23 protein-coding genes are annotated in these 23,077 nt (G+C 39.9%); 8 read left to right on the plus strand and 15 right to left on the minus strand.

Going from position 1 to position 23,077, the window contains the following annotated elements:
* Nucleotides 1-67 precede the first annotated feature (67 nt).
* The 6 genes from K7887_RS14725 to K7887_RS14750 form a co-directional block, all read right to left on the minus strand.
* Entirely contained in the window at nucleotides 68-2,233 is a 2,166-nt protein-coding gene (locus K7887_RS14725; protein ID WP_223490222.1) for a peptidoglycan D,D-transpeptidase FtsI family protein, read from the minus strand.
* Nucleotides 2,234-2,383: 150 nt separating this feature from the next.
* A complete protein-coding gene (locus K7887_RS14730) occupies nucleotides 2,384-3,670 on the minus strand; it encodes an MFS transporter (RefSeq protein WP_223490223.1) in 1,287 nt (428 codons plus the stop codon).
* Between the two features lie 284 nt (nucleotides 3,671-3,954).
* Nucleotides 3,955-4,563, minus strand: a complete 609-nt coding sequence (locus tag K7887_RS14735) for a superoxide dismutase (protein ID WP_148987616.1) — start codon at nucleotides 4,561-4,563, stop codon at nucleotides 3,955-3,957.
* 141 nt (nucleotides 4,564-4,704) lie between these two features.
* Nucleotides 4,705-5,664, minus strand: a complete 960-nt coding sequence (gene pfkA / locus K7887_RS14740; RefSeq protein ID WP_223490224.1) for a 6-phosphofructokinase — start codon at nucleotides 5,662-5,664, stop codon at nucleotides 4,705-4,707.
* Nucleotides 5,665-5,742: 78 nt separating this feature from the next.
* Nucleotides 5,743-6,222 (minus strand): DUF456 domain-containing protein, encoded by a 480-nt coding sequence (locus tag K7887_RS14745; RefSeq protein ID WP_223490225.1) that lies wholly within the window; start codon nucleotides 6,220-6,222, stop codon nucleotides 5,743-5,745.
* 74 nt (nucleotides 6,223-6,296) lie between these two features.
* Nucleotides 6,297-7,937 carry a Na/Pi cotransporter family protein gene (locus K7887_RS14750; protein ID WP_223490226.1) on the minus strand — a complete coding sequence of 547 codons (1,641 nt, stop codon included), beginning with the start codon at nucleotides 7,935-7,937 and terminating at the stop codon, nucleotides 6,297-6,299.
* Nucleotides 7,938-8,174: 237 nt separating this feature from the next.
* On the opposite strand from K7887_RS14750, the gene K7887_RS14755 reads away from it, so the two are divergent.
* From K7887_RS14755 to ispG, 3 genes are all read left to right on the plus strand, one after another.
* Nucleotides 8,175-8,960 (plus strand): DUF1189 domain-containing protein, encoded by a 786-nt coding sequence (locus K7887_RS14755; protein WP_223490227.1) that lies wholly within the window; start codon nucleotides 8,175-8,177, stop codon nucleotides 8,958-8,960.
* Nucleotides 8,961-9,069: 109 nt separating this feature from the next.
* Nucleotides 9,070-9,420 carry a hypothetical protein gene (locus K7887_RS14760; RefSeq protein WP_223490228.1) on the plus strand — a complete coding sequence of 117 codons (351 nt, stop codon included), beginning with the start codon at nucleotides 9,070-9,072 and terminating at the stop codon, nucleotides 9,418-9,420.
* A 345-nt stretch (nucleotides 9,421-9,765) separates the two neighbouring features.
* Nucleotides 9,766-10,872 carry a flavodoxin-dependent (E)-4-hydroxy-3-methylbut-2-enyl-diphosphate synthase gene (gene ispG / locus K7887_RS14765; RefSeq protein WP_148987621.1) on the plus strand — a complete coding sequence of 369 codons (1,107 nt, stop codon included), beginning with the start codon at nucleotides 9,766-9,768 and terminating at the stop codon, nucleotides 10,870-10,872.
* Between the two features lie 58 nt (nucleotides 10,873-10,930).
* On the opposite strand, the gene K7887_RS14770 is transcribed toward ispG, so the two are convergent.
* The gene (locus K7887_RS14770) at nucleotides 10,931-11,341 is read right to left on the minus strand and encodes a DUF4190 domain-containing protein (RefSeq protein ID WP_223490229.1); all 411 of its coding nucleotides are present in this window, start codon (nucleotides 11,339-11,341) and stop codon (nucleotides 10,931-10,933) included.
* A 183-nt stretch (nucleotides 11,342-11,524) separates the two neighbouring features.
* On the opposite strand from K7887_RS14770, the gene K7887_RS14775 reads away from it, so the two are divergent.
* Nucleotides 11,525-12,106 carry a hypothetical protein gene (locus K7887_RS14775; RefSeq protein WP_223490231.1) on the plus strand — a complete coding sequence of 194 codons (582 nt, stop codon included), beginning with the start codon at nucleotides 11,525-11,527 and terminating at the stop codon, nucleotides 12,104-12,106.
* Between the two features lie 50 nt (nucleotides 12,107-12,156).
* Here K7887_RS14775 and K7887_RS14780 read toward each other — a convergent pair whose 3' ends face one another.
* The 5 genes from K7887_RS14780 to K7887_RS14800 form a co-directional block, all read right to left on the minus strand.
* Nucleotides 12,157-12,321 carry a hypothetical protein gene (locus tag K7887_RS14780; protein WP_223490232.1) on the minus strand — a complete coding sequence of 55 codons (165 nt, stop codon included), beginning with the start codon at nucleotides 12,319-12,321 and terminating at the stop codon, nucleotides 12,157-12,159.
* A gap of 120 nt (nucleotides 12,322-12,441) precedes the next feature.
* Entirely contained in the window at nucleotides 12,442-12,852 is a 411-nt protein-coding gene (locus tag K7887_RS14785; protein WP_010194526.1) for a Fur family transcriptional regulator, read from the minus strand.
* On the minus strand, nucleotides 12,849-13,688 hold the full coding sequence (locus K7887_RS14790) for a metal ABC transporter permease (protein ID WP_223490233.1): 840 nt from the start codon (nucleotides 13,686-13,688) through the stop codon (nucleotides 12,849-12,851). The genes K7887_RS14785 and K7887_RS14790 overlap by 4 nt, the downstream gene beginning before the upstream one ends.
* Nucleotides 13,688-14,464 (minus strand): metal ABC transporter ATP-binding protein, encoded by a 777-nt coding sequence (locus K7887_RS14795; RefSeq protein ID WP_223490234.1) that lies wholly within the window; start codon nucleotides 14,462-14,464, stop codon nucleotides 13,688-13,690. The genes K7887_RS14790 and K7887_RS14795 overlap by 1 nt, the downstream gene beginning before the upstream one ends.
* 111 nt (nucleotides 14,465-14,575) lie before the next feature.
* Nucleotides 14,576-15,985: a two-component system sensor histidine kinase NtrB gene (locus tag K7887_RS14800; protein ID WP_223490235.1), complete on the minus strand. Its 1,410-nt coding sequence runs from the start codon at nucleotides 15,983-15,985 to the stop codon at nucleotides 14,576-14,578.
* Between the two features lie 142 nt (nucleotides 15,986-16,127).
* Between K7887_RS14800 and K7887_RS14805 the strand changes: the two genes are divergently transcribed.
* Nucleotides 16,128-16,385, plus strand: a complete 258-nt coding sequence (locus tag K7887_RS14805; protein WP_223490236.1) for a DUF2624 domain-containing protein — start codon at nucleotides 16,128-16,130, stop codon at nucleotides 16,383-16,385.
* A gap of 371 nt (nucleotides 16,386-16,756) precedes the next feature.
* Nucleotides 16,757-18,114 (plus strand): IS3 family transposase gene (locus K7887_RS14810; protein WP_223490159.1). Its coding sequence is split into 2 segments (ribosomal slippage): nucleotides 16,757-17,228 and nucleotides 17,228-18,114, totalling 1,359 coding nucleotides; the frame shifts between segments, so codons are not numbered across the junction.
* 166 nt (nucleotides 18,115-18,280) lie between these two features.
* Here the strand turns inward: K7887_RS14810 and K7887_RS14815 are convergent.
* Both K7887_RS14815 and K7887_RS14820 read right to left on the minus strand, forming a co-directional pair.
* Nucleotides 18,281-19,180, minus strand: a complete 900-nt coding sequence (locus tag K7887_RS14815) for a deoxyribonuclease IV (protein ID WP_223490237.1) — start codon at nucleotides 19,178-19,180, stop codon at nucleotides 18,281-18,283.
* A gap of 72 nt (nucleotides 19,181-19,252) precedes the next feature.
* A complete protein-coding gene (locus K7887_RS14820) occupies nucleotides 19,253-20,560 on the minus strand; it encodes a DEAD/DEAH box helicase (RefSeq protein WP_223490238.1) in 1,308 nt (435 codons plus the stop codon).
* Between the two features lie 293 nt (nucleotides 20,561-20,853).
* On the opposite strand from K7887_RS14820, the gene K7887_RS14825 reads away from it, so the two are divergent.
* Both K7887_RS14825 and K7887_RS14830 read left to right on the plus strand, forming a co-directional pair.
* Nucleotides 20,854-21,576 carry a YqfQ family protein gene (locus tag K7887_RS14825; protein WP_223490240.1) on the plus strand — a complete coding sequence of 241 codons (723 nt, stop codon included), beginning with the start codon at nucleotides 20,854-20,856 and terminating at the stop codon, nucleotides 21,574-21,576.
* A 112-nt stretch (nucleotides 21,577-21,688) separates the two neighbouring features.
* Entirely contained in the window at nucleotides 21,689-22,639 is a 951-nt protein-coding gene (locus tag K7887_RS14830) for a 4-hydroxy-3-methylbut-2-enyl diphosphate reductase (RefSeq protein WP_223490242.1), read from the plus strand.
* Nucleotides 22,640-22,838: 199 nt separating this feature from the next.
* Here K7887_RS14830 and K7887_RS14835 read toward each other — a convergent pair whose 3' ends face one another.
* Nucleotides 22,839-23,063, minus strand: coding sequence for a hypothetical protein (locus K7887_RS14835; protein ID WP_223490244.1), 225 nt, complete (start codon nucleotides 23,061-23,063; stop codon nucleotides 22,839-22,841).
* Nucleotides 23,064-23,077 lie beyond the last annotated feature (14 nt).

Consider the following 23,077-nt stretch of genomic DNA (forward strand, 5'->3'; position numbering starts at 1 on the left):
ATTGAAAATTGATTATAAGAGTAATTCGACACAAAAAAGCACCCCGGATTGGAGTGCTTTTGTACTATTATTCTGCATCTTCTTCGTTATTTTGTTCTGTATCTTCATCTGATTGTACATCTTCTGGTTTCTCTTTTGCACGTTCTTTCTTTAGGTTGAAGTAAGCATCCATAACAGCATCACCAATTCGGGTACTTATTCCACCTGTTACATTAAAGTCAGTAGAGGCATAAGGCACCATGATGGCAAAAGCGATCTCTGGATCGTCATAAGGAGCATAACCTACTAGATTAAAGTTAAGCGTTTCATAAGAGCGTCGTTCTCCATTAGGAAGGTACTCTATATACCTTGACTCTGCTGTTCCAGATTTTCCTGCAGGTTTATATTGCTTCATTTTCGAACTGCTCGCAGTTCCTCTTGATCCATGATAAACCCTTATAAAGCCGTCTTGAACTCTTTTAATATGGCTATCTGACATATCTACTCTGTTCAACACTTGTGGCTGGAAGGGTTCGACCAAACGTCCCAAACCTTCTCCATCATTATTAGGTTCTCTTATTTCTCTGACCAATTGTGGCTTCATTCTATAGCCACCGTTGGCAATAGTAGAAACATATTGGGCTAATTGCAAAGTAGTATAAGTATCATACTGTCCAATTGATAAATCCAGAAGTAAACCTGGGATACTAGTATCTGTGCCTTCAACTCCCGAAGATTCCCTAGGAAGGTCAATGCCAGTTTCCACCCCTAATCCAAATTGGGCTAAATATGATCTGAATGTATCATAGGCTGCTGGAGGAATAAATAATGGCTGCCTTGGCTGGTAATTGGCACCAGCGATAGCCATTGCAATTCTAAACATATACACGTTTGAAGACCTTTCAAGAGCAGTTAAATCATTAATGCTCCCCATATTCGTGTAAGAAGCTTTTTTCAGTGCATCATTTCCACGACCGATATATACTGGCGCGTCATATAGATAAGAATCGGGTTGTATGACCCCATGCTGGAAACCGGCAAGAACTGAGGCTCCTTTGACAGTTGAACCTGGCTCATATGCTTCTTGAATCGCACCTAATGCATTGTCATAAACTTTTAATTGCCCATCTTCTTCATCTCGAATTAACTGCTTTCCTGCTAGTGACAAAACTTCACCAGTTTTTGGGTTCATCACAACAACAAAAGCGCGATCTAAAAATCTTGCTTTGGCGCTTGGAGTTGCTCGTGTTTGAAGCATTTCTTCTACTAATATTTCTTCAACTTTCTGCTGGAATTCCATATCAACAGACAAGATTAAATCTTTACCACGTTGCCCATCATAAATTTTTTCTTGATGAAGCAGGTTTCCACCTGTGTCTGTCACATTCCGAACTCTAGCCTTTTGTCCTTGTAAGACATTTTCGTATTGAGCTTCAAGTTGACTTGTCCCAATTCGATCATTTCTACTATAACCACGTGCAAGGAATTCATCTACTTTCTCACTTGGTATCCCAGACTCTGAAGTAGAAACCTTTCCAAAAACAGAATCCAAAGTTGATCCATATGCGTAAGACCGGATGAAATCTGTTGTTATATCCACACCCGGTAAGTCTGTCAGCATTTCACTAACCATTGCAAATTCCTTCGCAGTTACGTCTTGGTTCTTAACAATCTGTGGCGTCAGTGCATAACCTTTATTAAATTCACGAAAGATTGCCAGTACCTCTTTTTCTTCTTCTGTTATTTCAGCTAATTGCTCTTTCGTTATTCTATCTAATTGCAAATCATATAACTCACTTTCTTCCATATCACCATCGGCAATTTTTTTTCGGTCTTCATCCGTTATCAATTTTGCCGCTTCTTCCGGACGAGTCAGGATCCAATAATCTTTTTTATCCCTCTCCTGAACCTTTTCCGTATCCATTGTAATAATCTCAGAAAGTTTTTTTGCAACCTCCAATTGTTCCTTTGGGCTTGTTGATTGCATACGAGTATATGTAATTGCATTTAATGGCGTGTTATCCACTACAACATTACCATTTCGATCATAAATTTTCCCTCTCGGTACCAAGGTATTCACCGTAACGTTTTCCGTCCGATCGACTTCTTTTCTGTAATCTTCTCCAAAAACGATTTGGACGAATCCAAGTCTAAGTATGAGAGCTGAGAACAGTAAAAAAACCGCAAAAAACAAGAGGTTTAAGCGCGAGGGGACATAATTCTTCTTTTTCTTTTTTTGCTTTTGATTGGTCATACTTTACACCTTTTCATTAATTATTTCGATAGGCTTATTAAGCAACATGTTTTATAAAAAGTAAGAGACACCTACGTTAGTCTGTATAGGTGTCTGTGTCTTTATCTATTGTATAGGAAATCGCAATAAATTTCTATTATTAAATCCCTTTTAAGGAGTTGATTCTCCTTCCCCGTCTCTCAAAGTTGTCACAATTGGATGTGGTTCTTCCTTTGGAGCAGGTACGGGTTCAAGTTCTACTTTTCGGACGAAAGGATAAATCAAGGCATGTCCTGCACCAATTACACAAATAAGAATAGGGATACTCTTTTGGGTATCGAAAAAAATAACGGCAATCAAAAACAAAATAATAGAAGTTATACGTCCTAAGTTCAAGAATATTTCCCTTACAACAATATATTCAATCCGCATTTCTGCCGCTTTCCATCCTCTACCGATCACATCGTATGTTAAAGATACATATGGAACAAGTAACAATGGATAGGCAATTGCAATGGTAACTGCATACATCAGCAGCTTCACATAAGTTAGTTCAAAGATTAGAAAGAAAATAGAGCCGTATAATATAAGTCCTCCAAGGAGGATGGCTTTCTTCCGGAACTCTTTCTTGATAAGCCTTGTCGCCAGATAATAACAGACAAATGCCACCGCTGAATTAAGCAGTCCAAATGTTCCAAGTGCCAATTCACTATTGGTTGTGATAAATACCAAAACGGAGATGGCAAAAAGGAACGTACCTTCTCGTAACCCTTGGAAGAAGTGTGCATTTGTTATGTATCCCCAGTTTGCGTTGTTTTTTCTTTCCTGCAAGATGCGTCGGAGTTCAAAGCTTCCTTCTGCCCCGCGTCTTTGTAAAAATAAACTTAAAATCACCGCAGCAAAAAACAATATAAGGGAAATGGTGAAGATCACGGTGTATCCTGTGAATTTTTCTAATGTCGAAATAATATAACCAGCCGCAATGGGTCCTATCATCCCACCTACTGAAGTTAGAATTCCTAAAAATCCATTAAAGAAGTCTCTGGTTTCTGGCTCTGTAATTTCAAAGGTTAGTACATTGAAAGCAAGCCAGTAAAAGCCATAACCTATTCCAAGAAGTGCTCCAAGAAGTAATAAATAAGTGGAAGCCTTGTCTCCAATGAACAAAACAAACAAATAAAAAAGTGCTAAGAATACGACTCCTAAACGTAGCACAATGACGCGATCAATTTTTTTTGCCCATCTGCCTGCCAGTATGAATGTTAATGGCTGAAAGACGACTATTGCTAAATTATAGAAGCCCAGGTCGCTGAATTCACCTGATTGCTTCCATAGGTAGACATTTACGAATGTATTGGATAGAGCGATGCTGAGAGAGTAGAGTCCACCGATGATTAAGAGTAGCATCAGGTCTTTGTTGACTTCGACATCGCCGATTAGTTTTTTTAGTGCTGCCATTATTACCCCGCTCCTTTATCTACGTTTATTGTGGCTTAAAGGAGTGGGAGTTATGTACTTTGATTTTCGAACTTCTTAGGAAGGTCTTTTTGAACGTCGCCGTTCCTTTCAGCTGCAGGCACTCGCTTTCCGCGGGACGGTGCTTGAGCCTCCTCACTTCGTTGCGGGGTCTCAATCTACCGTTACTCCCCCGCTGGAGTCGAGTGCCTTCCGCTCCAATCCACTCATCACTTTTAACAAAAAAACTCCCATCCACTTAGGGATGAGAGTTTTTGGTTTGGAAATTATTTTGCTTCGTTGTAAAGTTTTCCTACTACATCCCAGTTGATTACGTTGAAGAATGCGTTGATGTAGTCAGGACGACGGTTTTGGTAGTTTAGGTAGTAAGCGTGCTCCCAAACGTCAAGGCCTAGAACTGGAGTCTTGCCTTCCATTAATGGAGAGTCTTGGTTTGGTGTGCTTGTGATTTCAAGTTCACCGTTGTTTACTACTAACCATGCCCAACCAGATCCGAAACGAGTAGCTGCTGCTTTAGCGAATTCGTCTTTGAAGTTGTCAAAGCTTCCGAATTTGCTAGTAAGAGCGTCTGCTAATTCACCGTTTGGAGAAGTAGCACCACCTGGAGTCAAGATGTTCCAGAATAGGCTGTGGTTCGCATGTCCGCCACCGTGGTTGCGTACAGCTGTTTTAATGTTTTCAGGAACAGCGTCCATGTTGGAGATTAACTCCTCTACACTTTTACCTTGAAGTTCAGCTTGTCCTTCAAGTGCAGCGTTAATACCTGTTACGTAAGTATTGTGATGCTTCGTGTGGTGAATGTTCATTGTTTCTTTGTCGATGTGAGGCTCCAATGCGTCGTATGCATAAGGTAATTGTGGTAGTTCGTATGCCATAATTATCTCCTCCTAATTGTTATGTATTAATAAACTTGAATCAAAAAAGCATGACCCTTTTGATCCGTTAGTTTCAGATTACCAAAACTTGTACAATCTTTCAATTAATCTGCTTGCCTTCATTAAATTATTTATTATGGGCTAGATAGATAACTCCTGCGACAAGCGATACATACTTTCATCAATGTTGTGAGGCATGGAGAATACTTCATCAAATGAATAATCAACAATCTGATTTTTTTCCATTCCCACTGCCCTGCCAGCTTTTCCGTCCATTAATAACTCAACAGCACGTCCGCCTAGACGACTTGAAAGAACTCGGTCAAATGCAGTTGGTGTTCCGCCTCTTTGGATATGGCCGAGAACAGACACCCTCGTTTCTAATTGTGTTTCTCTTTCAATCAGTTTAGCAAAATCCACTCCACTGCTAACGCCTTCTGCAAGGACAATGATGGTATGCTTTTTACCTCGTTTTTGTCCGCTCTTGATTCGGCCTACTACATCTTCCAGTTTAAACCCTATCTCTGGAATGATAATGGTTTCTGCTCCACCTGCAAGACCAGCCCATAATGCGATGTCCCCTGCATGGCGCCCCATTACTTCAATAATGAATGTACGTTCATGGGAGGTTGCCGTATCTCTAATTTTATCTATTGCATCTATCACAGTGTGAAGTGCCGTATTGAAGCCAATGGTATAATCTGTTCCCGCAATATCATTGTCAATGGTTCCTGGTAAACCAATGCATGGAAAGCCATGTTCTGTAAGCTTCTGAGCTCCACGGTAAGAACCATCTCCTCCAATAACCACAAGCCCTTCTATTCCATGTTTTTTCAACTGTTCTATTCCTTTTTGCTGACCTTCAAGTGTTTTGAATTCTTCACTTCTAGCCGTATATAGTATAGTTCCACCACGGTGGATGATATCCCCTACAGATCCAAGCTCCAATTTTTTGATGTTACCAGCCATAAGACCAGCATACCCTTGATAGATACCATATACATTTAAGTTGTGGTAAATTGCTTTTCTTACTACAGCCCTGACAGCCGCATTCATTCCAGGCGAGTCACCGCCACTTGTTAAGACTCCAATCGTTTTCAAGCCACCCACTCCTTCTTCGCACATATTATTGCTATAACACAAATGTATCTCTTTCAAACACTTCTAGTATAACCTTGTTTAGATGAAAATAAAGAATACAATGATCATAATCCCCTGGATGATCCCCTTAACAAATGCACTGCTGAACAGGCCGACCACAGATCCAAAACCGGCTTTCATGGATGCTTTAAAACCATTTTTATTAAATAGAAGCTCGCCGATAACCGCTCCCAAGAATGGTCCTAGAATGATACCTGCTATTGGTATAACAAACGGCCCAATCAATAATCCGATGGTACTGCCCCAAATAGATGCGTTGCTTCCGCCAAACTTTTTCACACCTAAAAGGTTCGCAAAATAGTCTGCGACAAATAGCAAAATGACAAATAACACGGTGATGGTCCAGAATAGAAAAGTCAACTCTTCAAAAGAGAAAAACACTCCATAAAGGAGAAAACCGCCTACTAAAAAGAGTACACTTGGAATGATTGGGTAGACCAACCCAACAAAAGCAATGACAAATAATGCAATGATTAAAGCCCAATATAGGATTTCCATCCCTAAACCTCCTTCAAAAATTTTAAAAAAACCAGACCCCTAAGAGTCTGGTTTTAATTATACGTTATATTCTATTATAAAGTTTCGTGATCTTCTCCAAGAACTGCTTCCGCAATATTTACAGCATGGTCCCCGATACGCTCAAGGTTACTGATAATATCAACAAACACAATTCCAGCTTGACCTGAACATAATCCCTCATTCATACGCAAGATATGTTTCTTACGAAGTGAGCGTTCCATTTTATCGATTTTGTCTTCTTTCAATCTAACTTCATTCGCTAAATCTTTATTATTCGTTCTTAAAGCTTCAATAGCTTCTTTGACAGTTGATTGAGTCAGCGTAAACATTTCTTCAAGATCTGTTTCAGCAGCTTCTGTTAACTCCACTTTATTGGCTATTTGATAATCCACCAATTCCACGATGTTTTCGAAGTGGTCACCGATTCTCTCAATGTCACGGACTGTGTCCATTAAAGCAGAATGTTCTTCTGACTCATTATCGGATAGTGAGGCCGAAGAAAGTTTTACAAGGTAATCAGTGATTTTTCTATCTAGGTTGTTGATAGCATCTTCAATAGAGTAAGCTTGTTCTGAATATTTAGATGTACCAGTTTTTAAATAATTGTGCGTGGACTCTAGACCCACTATAGAGAACTCACCCATTCTTAATACTTCTTCTTTTGCTTGTCCTAAAGCAAGAGATGGAGATTGTTCAATGAAAATCGGATCCAGATGTTTCGCTTTGTATTCCACAATCGCATCTTCACCAGGGATGATTTTCGTTACAATAAGTGCAAGTAAGCCGATAAACGGAAATTGAATGATTACATTGGCTAAGTTAAAGGAACCATGCGCAAATGCAATTGTCATTTCAGGATTTAAGTTTAACGTACTTTGTAAGAACAAAATGAACTTTTCAAAAGGTATTAACAGCACTAGAACAATGGCTGTCCCTAGGAGGTTAAACACAACATGTGATAATGCAGCACGTCTTGCCGCAACAGATGCCCCAATTGCAGCCAGTATAGCTGTGATGGTTGTTCCGATGTTGTCTCCGAAAAGAACCGGCAAGGCCGCATCTAAGCTTATTGCCCCTTGACCATATAATTCCTGTAGAATTCCAATCGTTGCACTGGAACTTTGTACTATTACTGTAAACACCGTACCAACAACAACCCCAAGAATAGGATTATCACTCATTGTTACAGTTAAATCAGTAAACGTTTGAAGTTCACGTAATGGTTTTAATCCATCACCCATCGTTTTAAGTCCGTAGAACAAAGCTCCGAATCCGAAAACGATTTGCCCGAAATATTGAATTTTTTGTTTTTTGAAGAAGAATAGCATTACAGCACCAACTGCAATGATAGGTAATGCATACTCGTCTATCTTAATACCGATGATAAACGCTGTTACAGTAGTACCTATGTTGGCACCCATAATTACACCAATTGCTTGGCGCAATGTCATAAAACCTGCACTAACAAGACCTACCGTTAGGGCAGTTGTTCCAGAACTAGTTTGAAGTAAGATCGTTACAAGAATACCCGCTAATACACCCATAAACGGATTTGTTGTAAAACGATCCAAAATATCTCTCAGCTTATCTCCAGCTGATTTTTGCAGTCCGTCACCCATGTATTTAATTCCGAAAAGGAAAATACCCAGACCACCAACAAATTCAAATATTAACCTCTGAACATCCAAGTCCAATACATTCAACCCCTTAATCAAAAACAATTTAGTATCGACAAAAATCTACAAAACCAAATACAATTATTAACCTAATATGATTCTAATGTAAATAGAATTTATGATAAATTTACATTATCTTTACAAACCGTAACTTGAAATTTACATTAGTGACTGTTAAGCAATAAATTATTGTTCGCATACGCCATTTAAGGTAACATGAAATTGGTATATTAATTTAAAAAGGACTGATAGGAATTGAATATTTTCTCTCAATTTGTAAAGAGCTTGTATTCCCCGAAAGCAATGGCCTCCTTTCGCTTTCAAGGAATAGGCAAAACCATCCTGTACGTATTTTTTCTCGTTCTTATCACTTCTATTCCCATGTTTATCACTTTTGGAACTAGTGCAGTGAAATTAGTAAATAGTACAGAAGAATTTTTGCAAAACGAAACCCCAGACTTTTATATACAGGACGGAGAATTTTTTGCAGATGTAGATGAACCTTTTATTGCTGATGAGCAAGGCTTCACCATTATATTGGATCCTGAAAATAAGTTATCGTTAGATGAGATTAGCTCTTACGGTGAAGTTGTCGCCATCCAATCAAAGGAGATTATTTTTAAGGGGGCTGGACAGACAGACTTTGTTCCTCTCAGTGATTTTCAAGGAACAGAAGTAACAAAAGAGAATTTGTTACAGTTCATGGATTCTGTGGGAAGTGCATTCCCTATTATCATTACTGTTTTATTGATAGTAGGTTTTCTGTTCTTTGCGGCTACTAAATTTGTTCAGATTTCTATTTTAGGTTTGTTTGGATTACTCCTTAAAAATGTGTTAAAAAGAGATAAATTGCAATATCGCCATACATGGGTCTTAGCTGCTTATGCAGTCACACTTCCTACGTTAATTTTCACCATTATGCAGGCGAGCGGTTTAGTTCTTCCTTTTTCATCATTAATAAGTTTTGCAGTGTCACTTTTTGTTCTCTATCTTATTATTAAGGAAGTTAAAGTTAAGAAACCGACTCCTCCAATTAATTAATTAATTAATGGCACCGACATATTGCACATAATTTGTCGGTGTTTTTTTGTTATTTTTTTCTCGGACAAGCATATAGTTAAGTAAGCTTGACTGAGGAGGAAAAATAAACATGATCCGATTATTCATTGCAGCTCTAATTCTCGTCACCATATACAGCATCTATTATGATTTATCATCCGGCACCATTCCTGAGCCTGCTGCTCCAGTTGCCGCTACTGTTCCAGCAACAAACACTGATACAGAAACGGAAAGTTCCGCCCTATCCTCACCTACTAACAACCTTTACATAGAAGTAGAAATCAAAGCTGGCGATACGGTATTGACTGTCGCAGAGAAAATCGCAAACAAACCAATTCCCGTCTCCATCACACAACTAATAGAAGACTTCCAAAACCTAAACGAAGGCATCACCCCAGAAAAAATTCAAATCGGTAAAACATACAAGTTTCCTGTCTACTAACAGCCAGGAAACTTTTTCATTGCATTTATTGTGAAATAAACAACCGGTTGATTGAAGTGGAAGGCGCGCAGACGCCCGCGGGAGGAAGGGACGGGTGAGACCCCGCAACGCAGTGAGGAGGCTCACGGACCGCCCGCAGGCAAGCGAAGCGCCTGGAACGGAAATCTACAGTTAGCCCCAGTCTCCTGAGAGTCAGGAAACTTTTTCACTTGTCATATGTGGTTACGATTGTTAAAATATGTTGGGAGTTAGTGGATAATACTAGCTTTTTCTCTCATTACAAGCTACTCTTATGAAAGAAAGATGTTTTGATCTGTAGATCATTCCTAAAGGAGCGATTCACTCGTGAATGAAATAATACATCGTACAAAAACCCGCCCCGTTAAAGTTGGAGATATAACAATCGGCGGCAGTAACGAACTATTTATCCAAAGTATGACAACCACCAAAACACATGATGTTGAGGCAACGGTTGCAGAAATAAAGCGATTGGAAGAAGCAGGCTGTCAGGTAGTCCGTGTTGCATGTCCGGATGAGCGCGCAGCAAATGCCATCGCTGATATAAAAAAACAAATAAACATTCCGCTAGTTGTAGATATCCATTTTGATTACAAGCTTGCTCTTAAAGCTATTGAAGGCGGAGCGGATAAAATCCGTATCAACCCTGGTAACATCGGTCGCCGCGAAAAGGTTGAAGCGGTTGTAAAAGCATGTAAAGAAAAAGGGATACCAATCCGCATCGGCGTAAACGCAGGTTCCTTGGAAAAACGTATTATTGAAAAATACGGCTACCCTACTGCAGACGGCATGGTGGAAAGTGCTCTTCACCACATTAAAATTTTAGAAGACCTTGATTTTCACGATATCATTGTTTCCATGAAGGCTTCAGATGTGAACCTTGCCATTGAGGCATACGAAAAAGCAGCAAAAGCTTTTGACTATCCACTTCATTTAGGAATCACAGAATCTGGTACCCTTTTTGCAGGTACAGTGAAAAGTGCTGCCGGCTTAGGAGCGATTTTAAGCAAGGGAATCGGTAACACATTGCGTATTTCTTTAAGCGCAGATCCTGTGGAGGAAGTAAAGGTTGCTCGTGAATTATTGAAGTCATTTGGCTTATCCTCTAACGCAGCTACACTTATTTCTTGTCCTACATGCGGACGAATTGAAATTGACTTGATCAGTATTGCCAATGAAGTTGAAGAATACATCTCTACAATAAAGGCGCCAATTAAAGTTGCCGTACTTGGTTGTGCGGTAAACGGACCTGGTGAAGCACGTGAAGCAGATATCGGGATCGCAGGTGCCCGAAACGAAGGATTACTTTTCCGCAAAGGAGAAATTGTCCGTAAAGTGCCTGAAGCTACCATGGTTGACGAATTGAAGAAAGAAATCGATAAAATTGCAGAAGAATATTTTGCAAAGCAAGAAGAAGAAAAGGCAAAAGCTTGACACCAATTGGTGCCAAGCTTTTTTGCTGCCTTTAAATGGACGAACCATTTAGGTGGTGTTAAAACAATGGTAATACAAAAATCCCAACAACAATGGAAACGACACCGATTCCGATTGCCCATGCTCCTAACCCTGCTGCCCCACGCTTGCGGGCAATAAAGCCGACGATAATACCGGCAGCTCCCATAATGATTGGCAGAAAGAACAACGACAGGATTGATAAGGCTAACCCTAGAATCCCTAGTCCTCGTCCACTCATTCCCATTACGTCACTGCGCTCTTCTTCAAAAATTGCTTCTCGTTCCCTGCTTCTATCTGATTGTACAACAGGAGGCACTGCAACCTCAGCTGCATGCTCTTCTAAAAAGTCCCGATGTCCCTTCGCTCTAGAAACATGAGGTTCTTCATAAGCCAAGTCTGAATCAAAACGGTCAAGTTTCTCTTCGTTTTTCTCAAATTCACTTGCCATTCGTATCCCTCGCTTTCTTAAGAAGTTAGGAGCATTATTTAGTATGAGCCAGACAAGGTAAAATCATGGTTGTCAATCTTTGTTAAGTTTTGTTATCTCCGCTTTTGCAAATCAATCAACAAAATAACAGATTAAAGGACAAAATATGATAAAATAAATGTAGCAATAGGACTGGAGGCAATTATGAGAAAAAGATTTGGAATAGATATTGACGGGACGTTAACTTGCCCTTCGACTTTTGTACCCTTCATCAATAAAACATTGAAAAAAAATATAACCCTTGAAGACATGAAACAATATGACTTGACCCCTCTTATGGGCCTAGATGAAGCTGGCTTTTGGAAATGGATGGATGAAATGGAGCCAATCATTTACAAAGATGCCCCTCTTGCCACGGGAGCAAAATCAATTGTTCAACGTTGGAAGGATGAATTTGATCTTTATTTTATCAGCGCCCGCAGAAACCACCTTCTTGAAGTAACAGAGAACTGGTTTTCCAAACAAGAGATTGATTACGACCACTTAGAATTAATCGGTACACACAATAAAATTGCTGCAGTTAAAAAACATGAGATAGAGTTATTCTTTGAAGATAAACATGATAACGCTTGTGATATAAGCGAAGAATGTAACATACCTGTCATTTTATTTGATACCCCGTACAACAGGGAACCAATACCTGCAAATGTCCATAGAGTTTCGAATTGGAAAGAAGCAGACCAAAAGGTGCAGTCATTGCTCCATACCATTAGCTGGGCAAGATAAACCCATAAAAAAAGGAGAGTGGTATCAGTAGTTGATATCCACTCTCCTTATTATTTTGACCTAGACATCGCCAGCAGAAGTTCGCTTTCAATCGCCTTCACAAAATCTTCTGTGCTAATATCTGTTCTTTTTGATCCCATTTCTCGAATCAAAATCATAATGTCAACAAGATCCTCTCTTCTTAAAGAGGAAAGCTGTCCACTCTTCGCTGTCATCTCATACACCCTTACGCATCTTTTAGAACATGTTTCGTGTATAACCGCCCATTTTCAGAGGGCACACATGTAAAAATGGGTGGTAATTACTATATATGAGATAAACACAAATTTGTTACTTTAGACACATTCCGGGCACTTTCCGTAGATCTCAAATTTATGACCTGTGATATCATAACCTTTTAAGTTCTCCTCAAGGTCCTGCATCGGACATGTTTCAATTTCCTTTGTCTTTCCACACAACATGCAGATAAAATGATGGTGATGATGTTTTGTGGAGCATGTAAAACGGAAGTGTTTTTCACCAGAAAGCTCTGTACTTTCTAATATCCCCAACTCCACAAAAACTCCAAGATTACGATAGATCGTGTCAAAACTTAAACCAGGATAATTGTCCTTCATTGAATCAAGGACATCTTTTGCAGTCAAATACTTATCTTCAGTAGCAAACAATTCAAGCATTTCCTGTCTTTTGCCTGTATATTTATATCCTTTATCTTTCATTAGCGTGAGTGCCTGTGTTACATTCATTTTTTTACACCCCTTACCTTATTCCAAAGAATGGTGACAATCAAAATGAGAACCGACAAGATGACAATGGTCCCGCCAGGAGCAAGATCAAAATAAAAAGATGAGATTAATCCCCCAATCACTGCAATTTCTCCAAAAATTATAGCCAATACAATGGTTTGCTTGAACCCTCTGCTCAATCGCATACTTGCAGCTACTGGCAAAGTCATAAGAGATGAAACTAAGAGAATACCGACAATGCGCATAGACGCTGCAATAACAAGCGCCACCATAATGATGAAGATTAGATGAAACATTCTTGCGTTCACACCGGAAACCTTGGCATGCTCTTCATCAAAAGAAAGGACAAAGAACTCTTTGTAAAACAGAATAATGGTTAGCAGTACCCCAATAGTAACGATAAAGACCGTCCAAAAATCAGAAGATGTTACGGCACTGACACTTCCAAATAAAAAGTTGAAAAGATCTGTGTTAAATCCATCGGCAAGCGAAATAAAGATTACACCAAGCCCAATACCTGATGACAAGATGATTGGAATAGCTAGCTCTTGGTAGTGTTTATATACACCACGCAGTTTTTCAATAAACAATGCACCTGTCACTGAAAACGCCATCCCGAAATAAATAGGGCTCACTCCGACCATCAATCCAAACCGCTTTTCCACAAGCAAGCTTGCTGCAATCCCTGCCAAGGTCACATGGCTTAAAGCATCCGCAATCAATGAAAGTCTCCTTACCACCACAAAAACACCTAATAGAGGTGCCAAGAAGCCAATTAAAATCCCTGTATAAAATGCATTTCGTAAAAATTCAAATTGCATAAAAGCTGATATCATTACATATGCCCTCCATCATGGTGATGGTGATCATGACTTAAAACATGCACATCATGCCCATAAAACTGTGAGAGGTCATTTGTGCGTAATTTTTCAAACTCATCTGTCACACCGTGAAAATGTAGATTTTTGTTCAAGCAGGCCACATGCGTCACTTTTTCCGTGATCGTTCCAACGTCATGTGTTACCAAGATCAACGTGATACCTAGTTTTTTGTTGAGGTGGGAGAGCATGGAGTAAAAATTCTGTACGTTTTTTATATCTACTCCAACAGTAGGCTCATCCAAAATCAGTAGTTCCGGTTCACTCACCAGCGCCCTTGCTATAAAGACTCGTTGTTGTTGCCCACCGGATAGATCGCCAATATTTCTATCCGTAAAGTCCTCCATCCCAACCGCTCGAATAGCTTCTAAGATTTGCTTTTTGTGTTCTTTGTTAAAAAAACGCAATAAGCCGACCTTTGAAACCAAACCAGTGGAGACTACTTCAAACACGGTTGCTGGAAAACCGGAATTGAAACTGTTTGCCTTTTGGGAGACGAAGCCAATCTTGCTCCACTCCTTAAACTTACGGATATCTTTCCCAAACAGTTCGATGGTTCCCTTTTGAGGGCGCAACAGTCCGAGGATGCACTTTAAAAGTGTCGATTTCCCAGAGCCATTCGGTCCGACAAGCCCGAGAAATGCACCTTTTGGTATGCTTAAATTTATATTTTCAATGACGTTTTGCTTTTCATATTTATAAGAGAGTCCCTTGATTTCTAGTACTTTTTCCAACTTTATCACACCTTAAAAGATAAGAATCATTACGATTTTATAACAATAAATTAGTATACAACAGCTGAGAGTAAAAGTAAATAAAGAGGCTTTACCGCAACAAAAAAAGCCCTATTCAGGCTTTTCCTTAAGCAGAGGCAAGCGGTAGAAAAAGGTGGATCCTTCTCCTAATTTGCTGTCGATAAATAACTCGCCATCATGATCTTCAATTATCTTTTTACATAGTGGAATGCCCAGTCCATTCCCCTTTTCTTTTGTGGTGAAAAACGGTTTGCCAATTCGGTCTAAGACATCTTCAGCCATGCCTTTCCCATTGTCTACGACGGTAATTTCATAGAAGGTATCTGTCTTCTTGGCGCGCAAAAGAAACAGTTTGTTTTTCTGTTCCGGCGAGAAGGCTTCAATGGCATTCCTTAAGAAATTCAGCATGACTTGTTTGATCATTGCCTCATTGACCAACACCTGCTCATCTACTTCTTCAATTTCAAAGTCAAAATCTATATTATGTAATAAGCATTCTGATTGAAAAATATACACCAATGACTGAAAGATATGCTGTGGCATAATAAGCTGCTTTTTCACTTTTTTTCTGGAAACAGATAAAAAGTCCTCGATGATGGAATTCATCCGATTTATTTCAGCCATGATAGTGTCGTAGTATTTACTCCAATTATTCGTAATCTGGGAAAGTTGAATGAACCCCTTGATGACAGATAAAGGATTTCTTAATTCATGTGCCATCCCTGCAGAGATTTGAGAGACAGACTCCATCTGTTGTTTGTAAACAAGAAGATTTTCAAATTTCTGCTGATAAGAGCGGTCATGGATGATAAAGAATACCTTCTCTGCTCGTTCAAATAAGATGCCTTGGATCTGATATAACACTTCATCGTCATAACAGATTCGCTCTTTGAACTTCTTATTTTGGATAACTTCTTCGTAAATCTCAAATAACTTATCTTTCAAAAAGACAGGAGTTAACAGATCATCGAATTCAAGATTGATATAGTCCTCCCCAACATCAAGCTCCAATAATGTTAAACACCGGTTATTGATGTATTCAATCTTCCCCCCCTTTGAGAGGACCAATATGGCTATATCCAATGAGTTGGTCATAAATTCATTGACCTTCAATGATTGTTCAATGGTGCCATAATGGAGTGGAAGAACGACGGAACTGTCCTTATTTTCAATTAAGTGCCCTGACAAATAAATACGCTCTTCAGAAAGGATGCCTGTATAAATGACTTCATAGAAGCTGCCATTTATACGGTGAAACAAAATCCTTTTTATCTCTTTCCCGGGCGATTCAGAAATATCCTTTAAGTATGTATAGACCTCTTGGCGATAGCTTGATGGAAAGCTTAGAAAAAAAGAGCGGTTCTCCTCCAAAATGGAAAGAAACGTGCTTGCTCTCTCATTCCACTCTTCAATAAAGCCATTCGCATTCAAGATAAGTCTGAGGTCTGAGCTTAAATGCTGAAATATATCTTGTTCTTTTTTATCTATAATAAACGACAAGGTTACTCCCCCTCGTTACCCTTTGAATATCAATTGTTTATGGAATATTTTAATTATACAATAATTTCCCAACAGTTGTCATATTATTTCGTAAAGGTAGCCTTTTTGTTTTTCCAACATAGGCTAAAATGGGAGGGATAATATGATGAATATTTATCAACAAATCGTAAATAAGAAACTTCATAACATTACGGCGGAAGAATTGATGAAGTATAGCGGGGAATATAACATTTCCATGACACCTGACCAGGCAAAAAAGGTATCTGCTCTTTTGAATTCCAAAAAAGTGAATGTATTTAACACGTCTGAGAGAATTCAATTGATGAAAGAAGTTGCAAAAATAACCGGACATGAGACAGCTAAAAAAGTTAATCAGTTATTTTTAGAGTTTACAAAGTAAGAACTTAAACAGTAAAACTTTTTTAACCACCGCTGTTCCTTTACGCAAATGGCTTCGCTTTCCGCGGGACGGTGCTTGAGCCTCCTCGGCTTTGCCTGCGGGGTCTCAACCAACCGTTACTCCCCCACTGGAGTCTACGCCATTTGCTCCAATCCACAGCTGAATATCACATAAATGCTACGTTAATGCCTATTCAGTTAAAACAGTTAGATTGCTTTTCATAAACCCTTGATTGAATGAAGCAACCTTGTTGATTGGAGTGGAAGGCGCGCAGACGCCCGCGGGAGGAAGGGACAGGTGAGACCCCACAGGCTGCTACACTGCACCCCTATTGTTGGACACACGATCTAACAATAGGAGGTGTAGTCCGAATGACTATATTCACTAAGGAGGAAAAACTCCTTGCCGCAAGACGTTACTTGGATGAATTATATAGTTACCGTGAATTAGCTAAACAACTTGGAGTAGACGACTCTGTACTCCGATATTGGGTGATGTTAGTAAAGCACCACGGTGACCAAGCATTTGTGTTTCCCTATACAAACTATTCGCCAGCCTTTAAACTGAGGGTAATTCAAACTATAAAGGAATCGAATTATTCCATTCGAGAGGCGTCGGCGATTTTCCACATCCCAGATCCGTGTATGGTTCGTAGGTGGAAACGTAAGTGGGAGACATGTGGAGATGCCGCCTTTAACCCAAAAGAAAAGGGGCTATCTACTATGACTTCCAAACACAATAAAATATCCAATAACGACAAAGCTACCAACCCTTCCATGGAAGAGTTGAAAAAAGAATTAGAATATCTTCGTATGGAGAATGCGTATTTAAAAAAGCTGAAAGCCTTAGTTCAGGAAGAGAAATTACCAAAGAAATTAAAGCGAAAGTAATATATGAACTAAGGCATGCATTCCCTGTAAATCAATTGGCGAAGGTAGCTAATATATCTAGAAGTACCTACTATTTCATTGTTCAAAGCTGGGAACAACCTGACCCTGATCGTAAGTGGAAAAGACGTATTGCGTTCATATACCGTAAGCATCAAGGCCGTTTTGGTTATCGTCGTATTACCGATGTCCTACAGGAAAAAGGCTATATAATCAATAAAAAGAAAGTGTACCGTATTATGAGAGAACTAGGACTTCAATGCATCGTAAGGATGAAGAAGTACAAGTCTTATAAAGGAGAAATAGGAAAAGCTGCCGCAAACATCTTAGACCGTAATTTTAAGGCCGATAGGCCGAATCAGAAATGGGTCACTGACGTGACAGAGTTTAAGTTGTTTGGTCAGGAATTATATCTTTCTCCTATACTTGATTTGTTTAACGGCGAGATCATAACGTACACTATTCAATCAAGGCCCACTTATGATTTAGTAGGAAACATGTTAAAACAAGGATTAGAACGGCTAAATGAAGACGATAATCTTATCCTTCACTCTGACCAAGGGTGGCATTACAGAATGCCAAAATACAAAAGGACTTTAAACCAACATAATATTACCCAAAGTATGTCTAGAAAAGGAAACTGTTATGACAATGCAGTAATGGAGAACTTTTTCGGAATTTTAAAATCTGAATTATTGTACTTACAAGAATTTGATAGCGTCGCCCATTTTAAGGAGGAGCTAGAAGAGTACATCCATTACTACAACCACTTGAGAATAAAATCAAGGTTAAAACGGAAAAGTCCAGTAGCTTATCGAGCTAGTTTTGAGCAAGCTGCTTAGAAAATATGTGTCCAGTTTTAAGGGTTCAGTTCATGCAAGCCGAGGAGGCTCACGGACCGCCCGCAGGCAAGCGAAGCGCCTGGAACGGAAATTAACTTTGTTTTATATTTTCTAATTCTTCAAAAAAAGAAGCAAGGGCATTTTTCTGGCCCTTGCTTCTTTCTTATTAGTCATTCACGATTTTCGTCAGTAATTCTTCATCAAACTGCTTGTTTTTAAGCATAGCGATTTCATGCTTGTATGGCGGTTTACGGTCTTTCTTATCTTCGCCGACATATGGTGTCTCCAAAATTTTCGGAATATGTTTTAATTGATCATGATGAACAATATAATTGATTGCATCAAAGCCAATATGACCAAACCCGATGTTTTCATGTCGGTCTTTACTAGCACCACATGCATTTTTACTGTCATTTATATGAAGGACTTTCAGGCGGTCTAAACCAATGATATCGTCAAACTGCTTCAATACTCCATCAAAGTCATTCACAATATCGTATCCTGCATCATGTATGTGACAAGTGTCCAGGCAAATGGAAAGCTTTTCGTTCAAATGGACACCATCAATGATGGCAGCAAGTTCTTCAAAAGTTCGCCCACATTCAGAACCCTTCCCTGCCATTGTCTCCAATGCGATTTGAACATTTTGCTCTTTTGTCAGTGCCTCATTCAACCCTTTAATAATTTGGCTGATACCCGCTTCCGTCCCTGCACCAACATGCGCACCTGGGTGGAGGACAATCTGCTTTGCCCCGATAGCATCCGTTCTTCTTACTTCTTCAGCCAGAAAATTCACTCCAAGCTCGTAAGTTTCAGGTTTCTGGGAGTTACCAATATTAATAATATATGGAGCATGTACAATAATCTCTTTCAAACCATGCTCTTTCATATGTGCAAGACCCGCTTCTATGTTAAGGTCTTCTATTTTTTTTCTTCGCGTATTTTGAGGAGCCCCTGTATAGATCATAAATACGTTCGAACCGTAGGATGCAGCCTCTTCACTTGCTGCCAATAGCATCTTTTTCCCACTCATGGATACATGAGAGCCAATTAGTAAGTTTTCCACAACATCACCTCTTTTAAAATCAGTCTTTATTTTAACATAAGGATGCCGTGAAAGGTTATCCAGTTGCTCTTATTATCTCTTTTTCAAGCGACGTTGTCTTTTTTTGAATTGCTCTACTTCGTATTTGTGTTTCTTTTTATAACCTGGCTTAACTTTTGTTGATTTTTTTACAGCAGTTTTCGCAGCAACATCGATTTCGTTGATCTGCTTTTTACGGTTTTGACGTTTGTTACGTGGGCCGATTTCAACCAATTCCCCATTTTTTAAGTCCATCTGTGTGAACTCAATTCCCAACTTCTCTACCTGAGCTAATGCGTTCTCGTCTGTTGGTTCATATAGAGTAATGGCATTACCAGAGTAATCGGCACGTGCAGTACGTCCAACACGGTGTATATAGAAGTCAAGGTCTGATGGAAGTTCATAGTTGATAACATGACTGACTCCCTCGATGTCAATCCCTCTTGCAGCCAAATCTGTCGCCACCACATATTGATATTCCAAGTCATTGATTTGCTTCATCATCTTTTTGCGTTCACGAGGATTAAGGTCTCCATGAATTCTACCAACTTTTAATCCTTGTTCAAGCAATGCATCTGCCACTTCATCTGCTTTTTTCTTCGTGTTGGTAAAAACAATCGCAAGATAAGGGTTATATTGCACTAGAACATCATGCAATAATTTCGTTTTGCTTTTGGATTTAACCGGAATAAGCAAGTGCTTGATTTTCGCTGCAGTTACCTGTTTAGGAGCAACATGTGTATATTTTGGGTTGTCCATGTACTTGCGCAAGAAAGGTTTCAGCTTTTCAGGAATCGTAGCGGAAAATACCATAATCTGAAGATTTTTCGGCATTGCCGCAGCAACCTTATCAATATCTTCAATGAATCCCATATCAAGCATAAGGTCCGCTTCATCCACAACGATTGTTCTGGCAGTATGAACTAAAAGCGCATTTTCCACCATCAAATCTTTAATACGGCCAGGTGTTCCTACTACAATATGCGGCTGTTGTTTAAGACGGTCAATCGTACGTTGTTTGTCCGTACCGCCAATATAACAACGTGCCGTGATCATGTCTTCACCAGAACAAAACTTAGTGATTTTTAATACTTCTTGGTAAATTTGGTTAGCAAGCTCCCTTGTTGGAGCTGTGATCACTGCTTGTACTTCCTGTAGGGAAGGATCAATTTTACTCAAGATTGGAATCAGGTAAGCATGTGTTTTCCCTGTTCCTGTTTGAGACTGCCCGATGGCACTTTCTCCATTTAATAAGGAAGGAATCATTCTTTCTTGGACTTCTGTCGGTTTTTGAAATCTAAGTTCTTTAACCGCTTCTAAAATGAACGGCTTTACATTAAATTTTTCAAACGTTGTATTCATTTATTTACCTCCACTTTTAAAATCATGCATGGAATATGTATCTATGTCATTATTTTAAAGTTTCTATTTTCATTTATGAGTTATTCATTCGCGTTCCGTTACGTTCTATTTAACCCCAAACAACTATTATAAAGCAGTTTTGACTTTTTGGCTACACTACGGTTGTGCCCAATCTTTCCAGACAATAAACATGCCAAGCACTATCCGCATAAATTATAGGAGACCAGAAAAGCTTCTTAAATTCCGGCAAGTATCTAAAAAGATTACTTTTCAAGAAAGAAAGGAGGATTACCATGTTTTTTGGACCAAATCGATCAATGCCACCAATGCAGCAACCGATGCGGCCTTCCCCATTCCGTATGGGTCCAGGTCCCTCACCTTTTATGCAACAGCCGCCGAATAACATGTTCAATATGTTTAATATGCCCAATTCACCTATGTCCAATATGCCTAATCCAATGTTAAGAAACCCTTCGTCATTTATGGGTGGAGCTGGGCGAGGAATGGGCTTAGGTGGAAACAGCGGTGGAGGTGGCGGCGGACTGCTTGCCAAACTCCTCGGAAGAACAGGAGCCAGAAGCATCGGGAACATGGGCGGACTCGGTCAACTTGCCAATACAGGCGCAGGTGGAGGACTCGGTCAACTCGCGAACGCAGGAACCCTTCAACAACTAATCAATCCAAACAACCTAACAGGCATGCTTGGAAATGTTCAAAAAGCGTTAAAAATGGCAGAGGGTGTCATGCCGATGGTTCAGCAATATGGACCTCTTGTAAGAAATATGCCAGCCATGCTTAAGCTATACAATGAACTTAAAAATGTCGATGATGACGATGAAACTGATAACGAGTCCACTGAGGAATCCCCAGAAGGAACAAAAACGGGAGAAGTTGAAAGTGATAGTGCAGCAGAAAGCAACACCAAGAAAAAAATAAAGAAGAAAAAGGCAAAGCCTAAAGCCACTGAGGACGAGGAAAAACCAGCAGGCAGTTCCGCTCCTAAGCTTTATATCTGAAGTTCCTAATATCTTCTTTTGTACTAACCTTCTTATTTATACTATAATAGACTGTAAGTAGTGAGAGAGTGTTTATCACTCTCTTATTTGATGTAAGGAGGGTTATCCCTATATGGAACTAATTAAAATCGCCCCTCGTGGCTACTGCTATGGTGTAGTGGATGCAATGGTGATTGCAAGAAATGCAGCATTAGATAAAACATTGCCAAGACCAATCTATATCTTAGGTATGATTGTTCATAATAAACATGTTACAGACGCATTTGAAGAAGAAGGGATCATCACATTGGACGGGGCGAACCGCCTGGAGATCCTTGATCAGATTAACGAAGGTACCGTTATTTTCACTGCCCACGGTGTCTCACCGGAAGTGAAGGTCCGCGCGAAAGAAAAAGGTTTAACCACCATTGACGCAACATGCCCGGATGTTACCCGTACACATGACCTGATCCGCATGAAAGAAGCACAAGGTTATGAAGTAATTTATATCGGAAAAAAAGGACATCCAGAGCCAGAAGGTGCTGTAGGAGTTGCTCCTTCCATCGTGCATCTAGTAGAGACGGCCGAGGATGTTGCAGCGTTATCCATTGAAAGCGAAAAGATTATTGTTACCAACCAAACTACCATGAGTCAATGGGATGTAGCCGACATCATGGTGAAGGTTCAGGAAAAATACCCGCATGTCGAACAACACAAAGAAATTTGCCTTGCTACACAAGTCAGACAAGAAGCCGTGGCAGAACAAGCAGGACAAGCAGATGTAACGATTGTTGTTGGGGACCCAAAAAGCAACAACTCCAACAGACTTGCTCAAGTTTCCCAAGAAATCGCAGGCACTCCTGCCTATCGTATTTCCGATATCAGTGAATTGAATGTAGAGTGGTTGATGAATGCTAGCACGGTGGCCGTTACAGCAGGTGCTTCTACACCTACTCCGATTACTAAAGAAGTTATTCAGTTCGTTGAGCAGTTTGATCCGCTGAATCAAGATACTTGGAAGACAACTAAAAACGTACCTTTGCAAAAGATTTTGCCGAAAGTGAAGAAGGCGAAAACTTCGTAAGGTTGACTGCACCCTCTTTTTGGAGGGTGTTTTTTTATGGACGTCGAGGGATTAGGATTATTGGGAGGAGAGATTGGGATTATTTAGGTTCTATGTTACGTTTGAGGCTTTTGTGGAGGGGCTTCGGGCGTATAGAACGCTTCTATGTTACCTTTGGGGCTTTTGCGGAGGGGCTTCGGGCGTATAGAACGCTTCTATGTTACCTTTGGGGCTTTTGCGGAGAGGCTTCGGGCGTATAGAGGGCTTCTATGTTACCTTTGGGGCTTTTACCGAGGGGCTTCGGGCGTATAGGAGCTTCTCTCCTCCCCTTCTTCCTTTCCCCGAACCTTTTCGGGCGCAGAGACACCTTCTCTCCTCCCCTTTTTCCTTTCCCCGAACCTTTTCGGGCGCAGAGACACCTTCCCTCCTCCCTTTTCACCTTCATCTCAATCCAAACTC

The sequence above is a fragment of the Sutcliffiella horikoshii genome (assembly GCF_019931755.1).
Lineage (GTDB): Bacteria > Bacillota > Bacilli > Bacillales > Bacillaceae_I > Sutcliffiella_A > Sutcliffiella_A horikoshii_E.

Excerpts from the sequence above, each read along its gene's own strand:
- K7887_RS14825 (WP_223490240.1), top strand. The coding sequence starts at position 20,854 with ATGTTTTTTGGACCAAATCGATCAATGCCACCAATGCAGCAACCGATG.
- K7887_RS14745 (WP_223490225.1), bottom strand. The coding sequence starts at position 6,222 with ATGGAAATCCTATATTGGGCTTTAATCATTGCATTATTTGTCATTGCT.
- K7887_RS14770 (WP_223490229.1), bottom strand. The coding sequence starts at position 11,341 with ATGGCAAGTGAATTTGAGAAAAACGAAGAGAAACTTGACCGTTTTGAT.
- K7887_RS14730 (WP_223490223.1), bottom strand. The coding sequence starts at position 3,670 with ATGGCAGCACTAAAAAAACTAATCGGCGATGTCGAAGTCAACAAAGAC.
- K7887_RS14830 (WP_223490242.1), top strand. The coding sequence starts at position 21,689 with ATGGAACTAATTAAAATCGCCCCTCGTGGCTACTGCTATGGTGTAGTG.
- K7887_RS14775 (WP_223490231.1), top strand. The coding sequence starts at position 11,525 with ATGAGAAAAAGATTTGGAATAGATATTGACGGGACGTTAACTTGCCCT.
- K7887_RS14735 (WP_148987616.1), bottom strand. The coding sequence starts at position 4,563 with ATGGCATACGAACTACCACAATTACCTTATGCATACGACGCATTGGAG.
- K7887_RS14805 (WP_223490236.1), top strand. The coding sequence starts at position 16,128 with ATGATGAATATTTATCAACAAATCGTAAATAAGAAACTTCATAACATT.
- K7887_RS14835 (WP_223490244.1), bottom strand. The coding sequence starts at position 23,063 with ATGAAGGTGAAAAGGGAGGAGGGAAGGTGTCTCTGCGCCCGAAAAGGT.
- K7887_RS14760 (WP_223490228.1), top strand. The coding sequence starts at position 9,070 with ATGATCCGATTATTCATTGCAGCTCTAATTCTCGTCACCATATACAGC.
- K7887_RS14725 (WP_223490222.1), bottom strand. The coding sequence starts at position 2,233 with ATGACCAATCAAAAGCAAAAAAAGAAAAAGAAGAATTATGTCCCCTCG.
- K7887_RS14790 (WP_223490233.1), bottom strand. The coding sequence starts at position 13,688 with ATGATATCAGCTTTTATGCAATTTGAATTTTTACGAAATGCATTTTAT.
- K7887_RS14780 (WP_223490232.1), bottom strand. The coding sequence starts at position 12,321 with ATGACAGCGAAGAGTGGACAGCTTTCCTCTTTAAGAAGAGAGGATCTT.
- K7887_RS14820 (WP_223490238.1), bottom strand. The coding sequence starts at position 20,560 with ATGAATACAACGTTTGAAAAATTTAATGTAAAGCCGTTCATTTTAGAA.
- K7887_RS14785 (WP_010194526.1), bottom strand. The coding sequence starts at position 12,852 with ATGAATGTAACACAGGCACTCACGCTAATGAAAGATAAAGGATATAAA.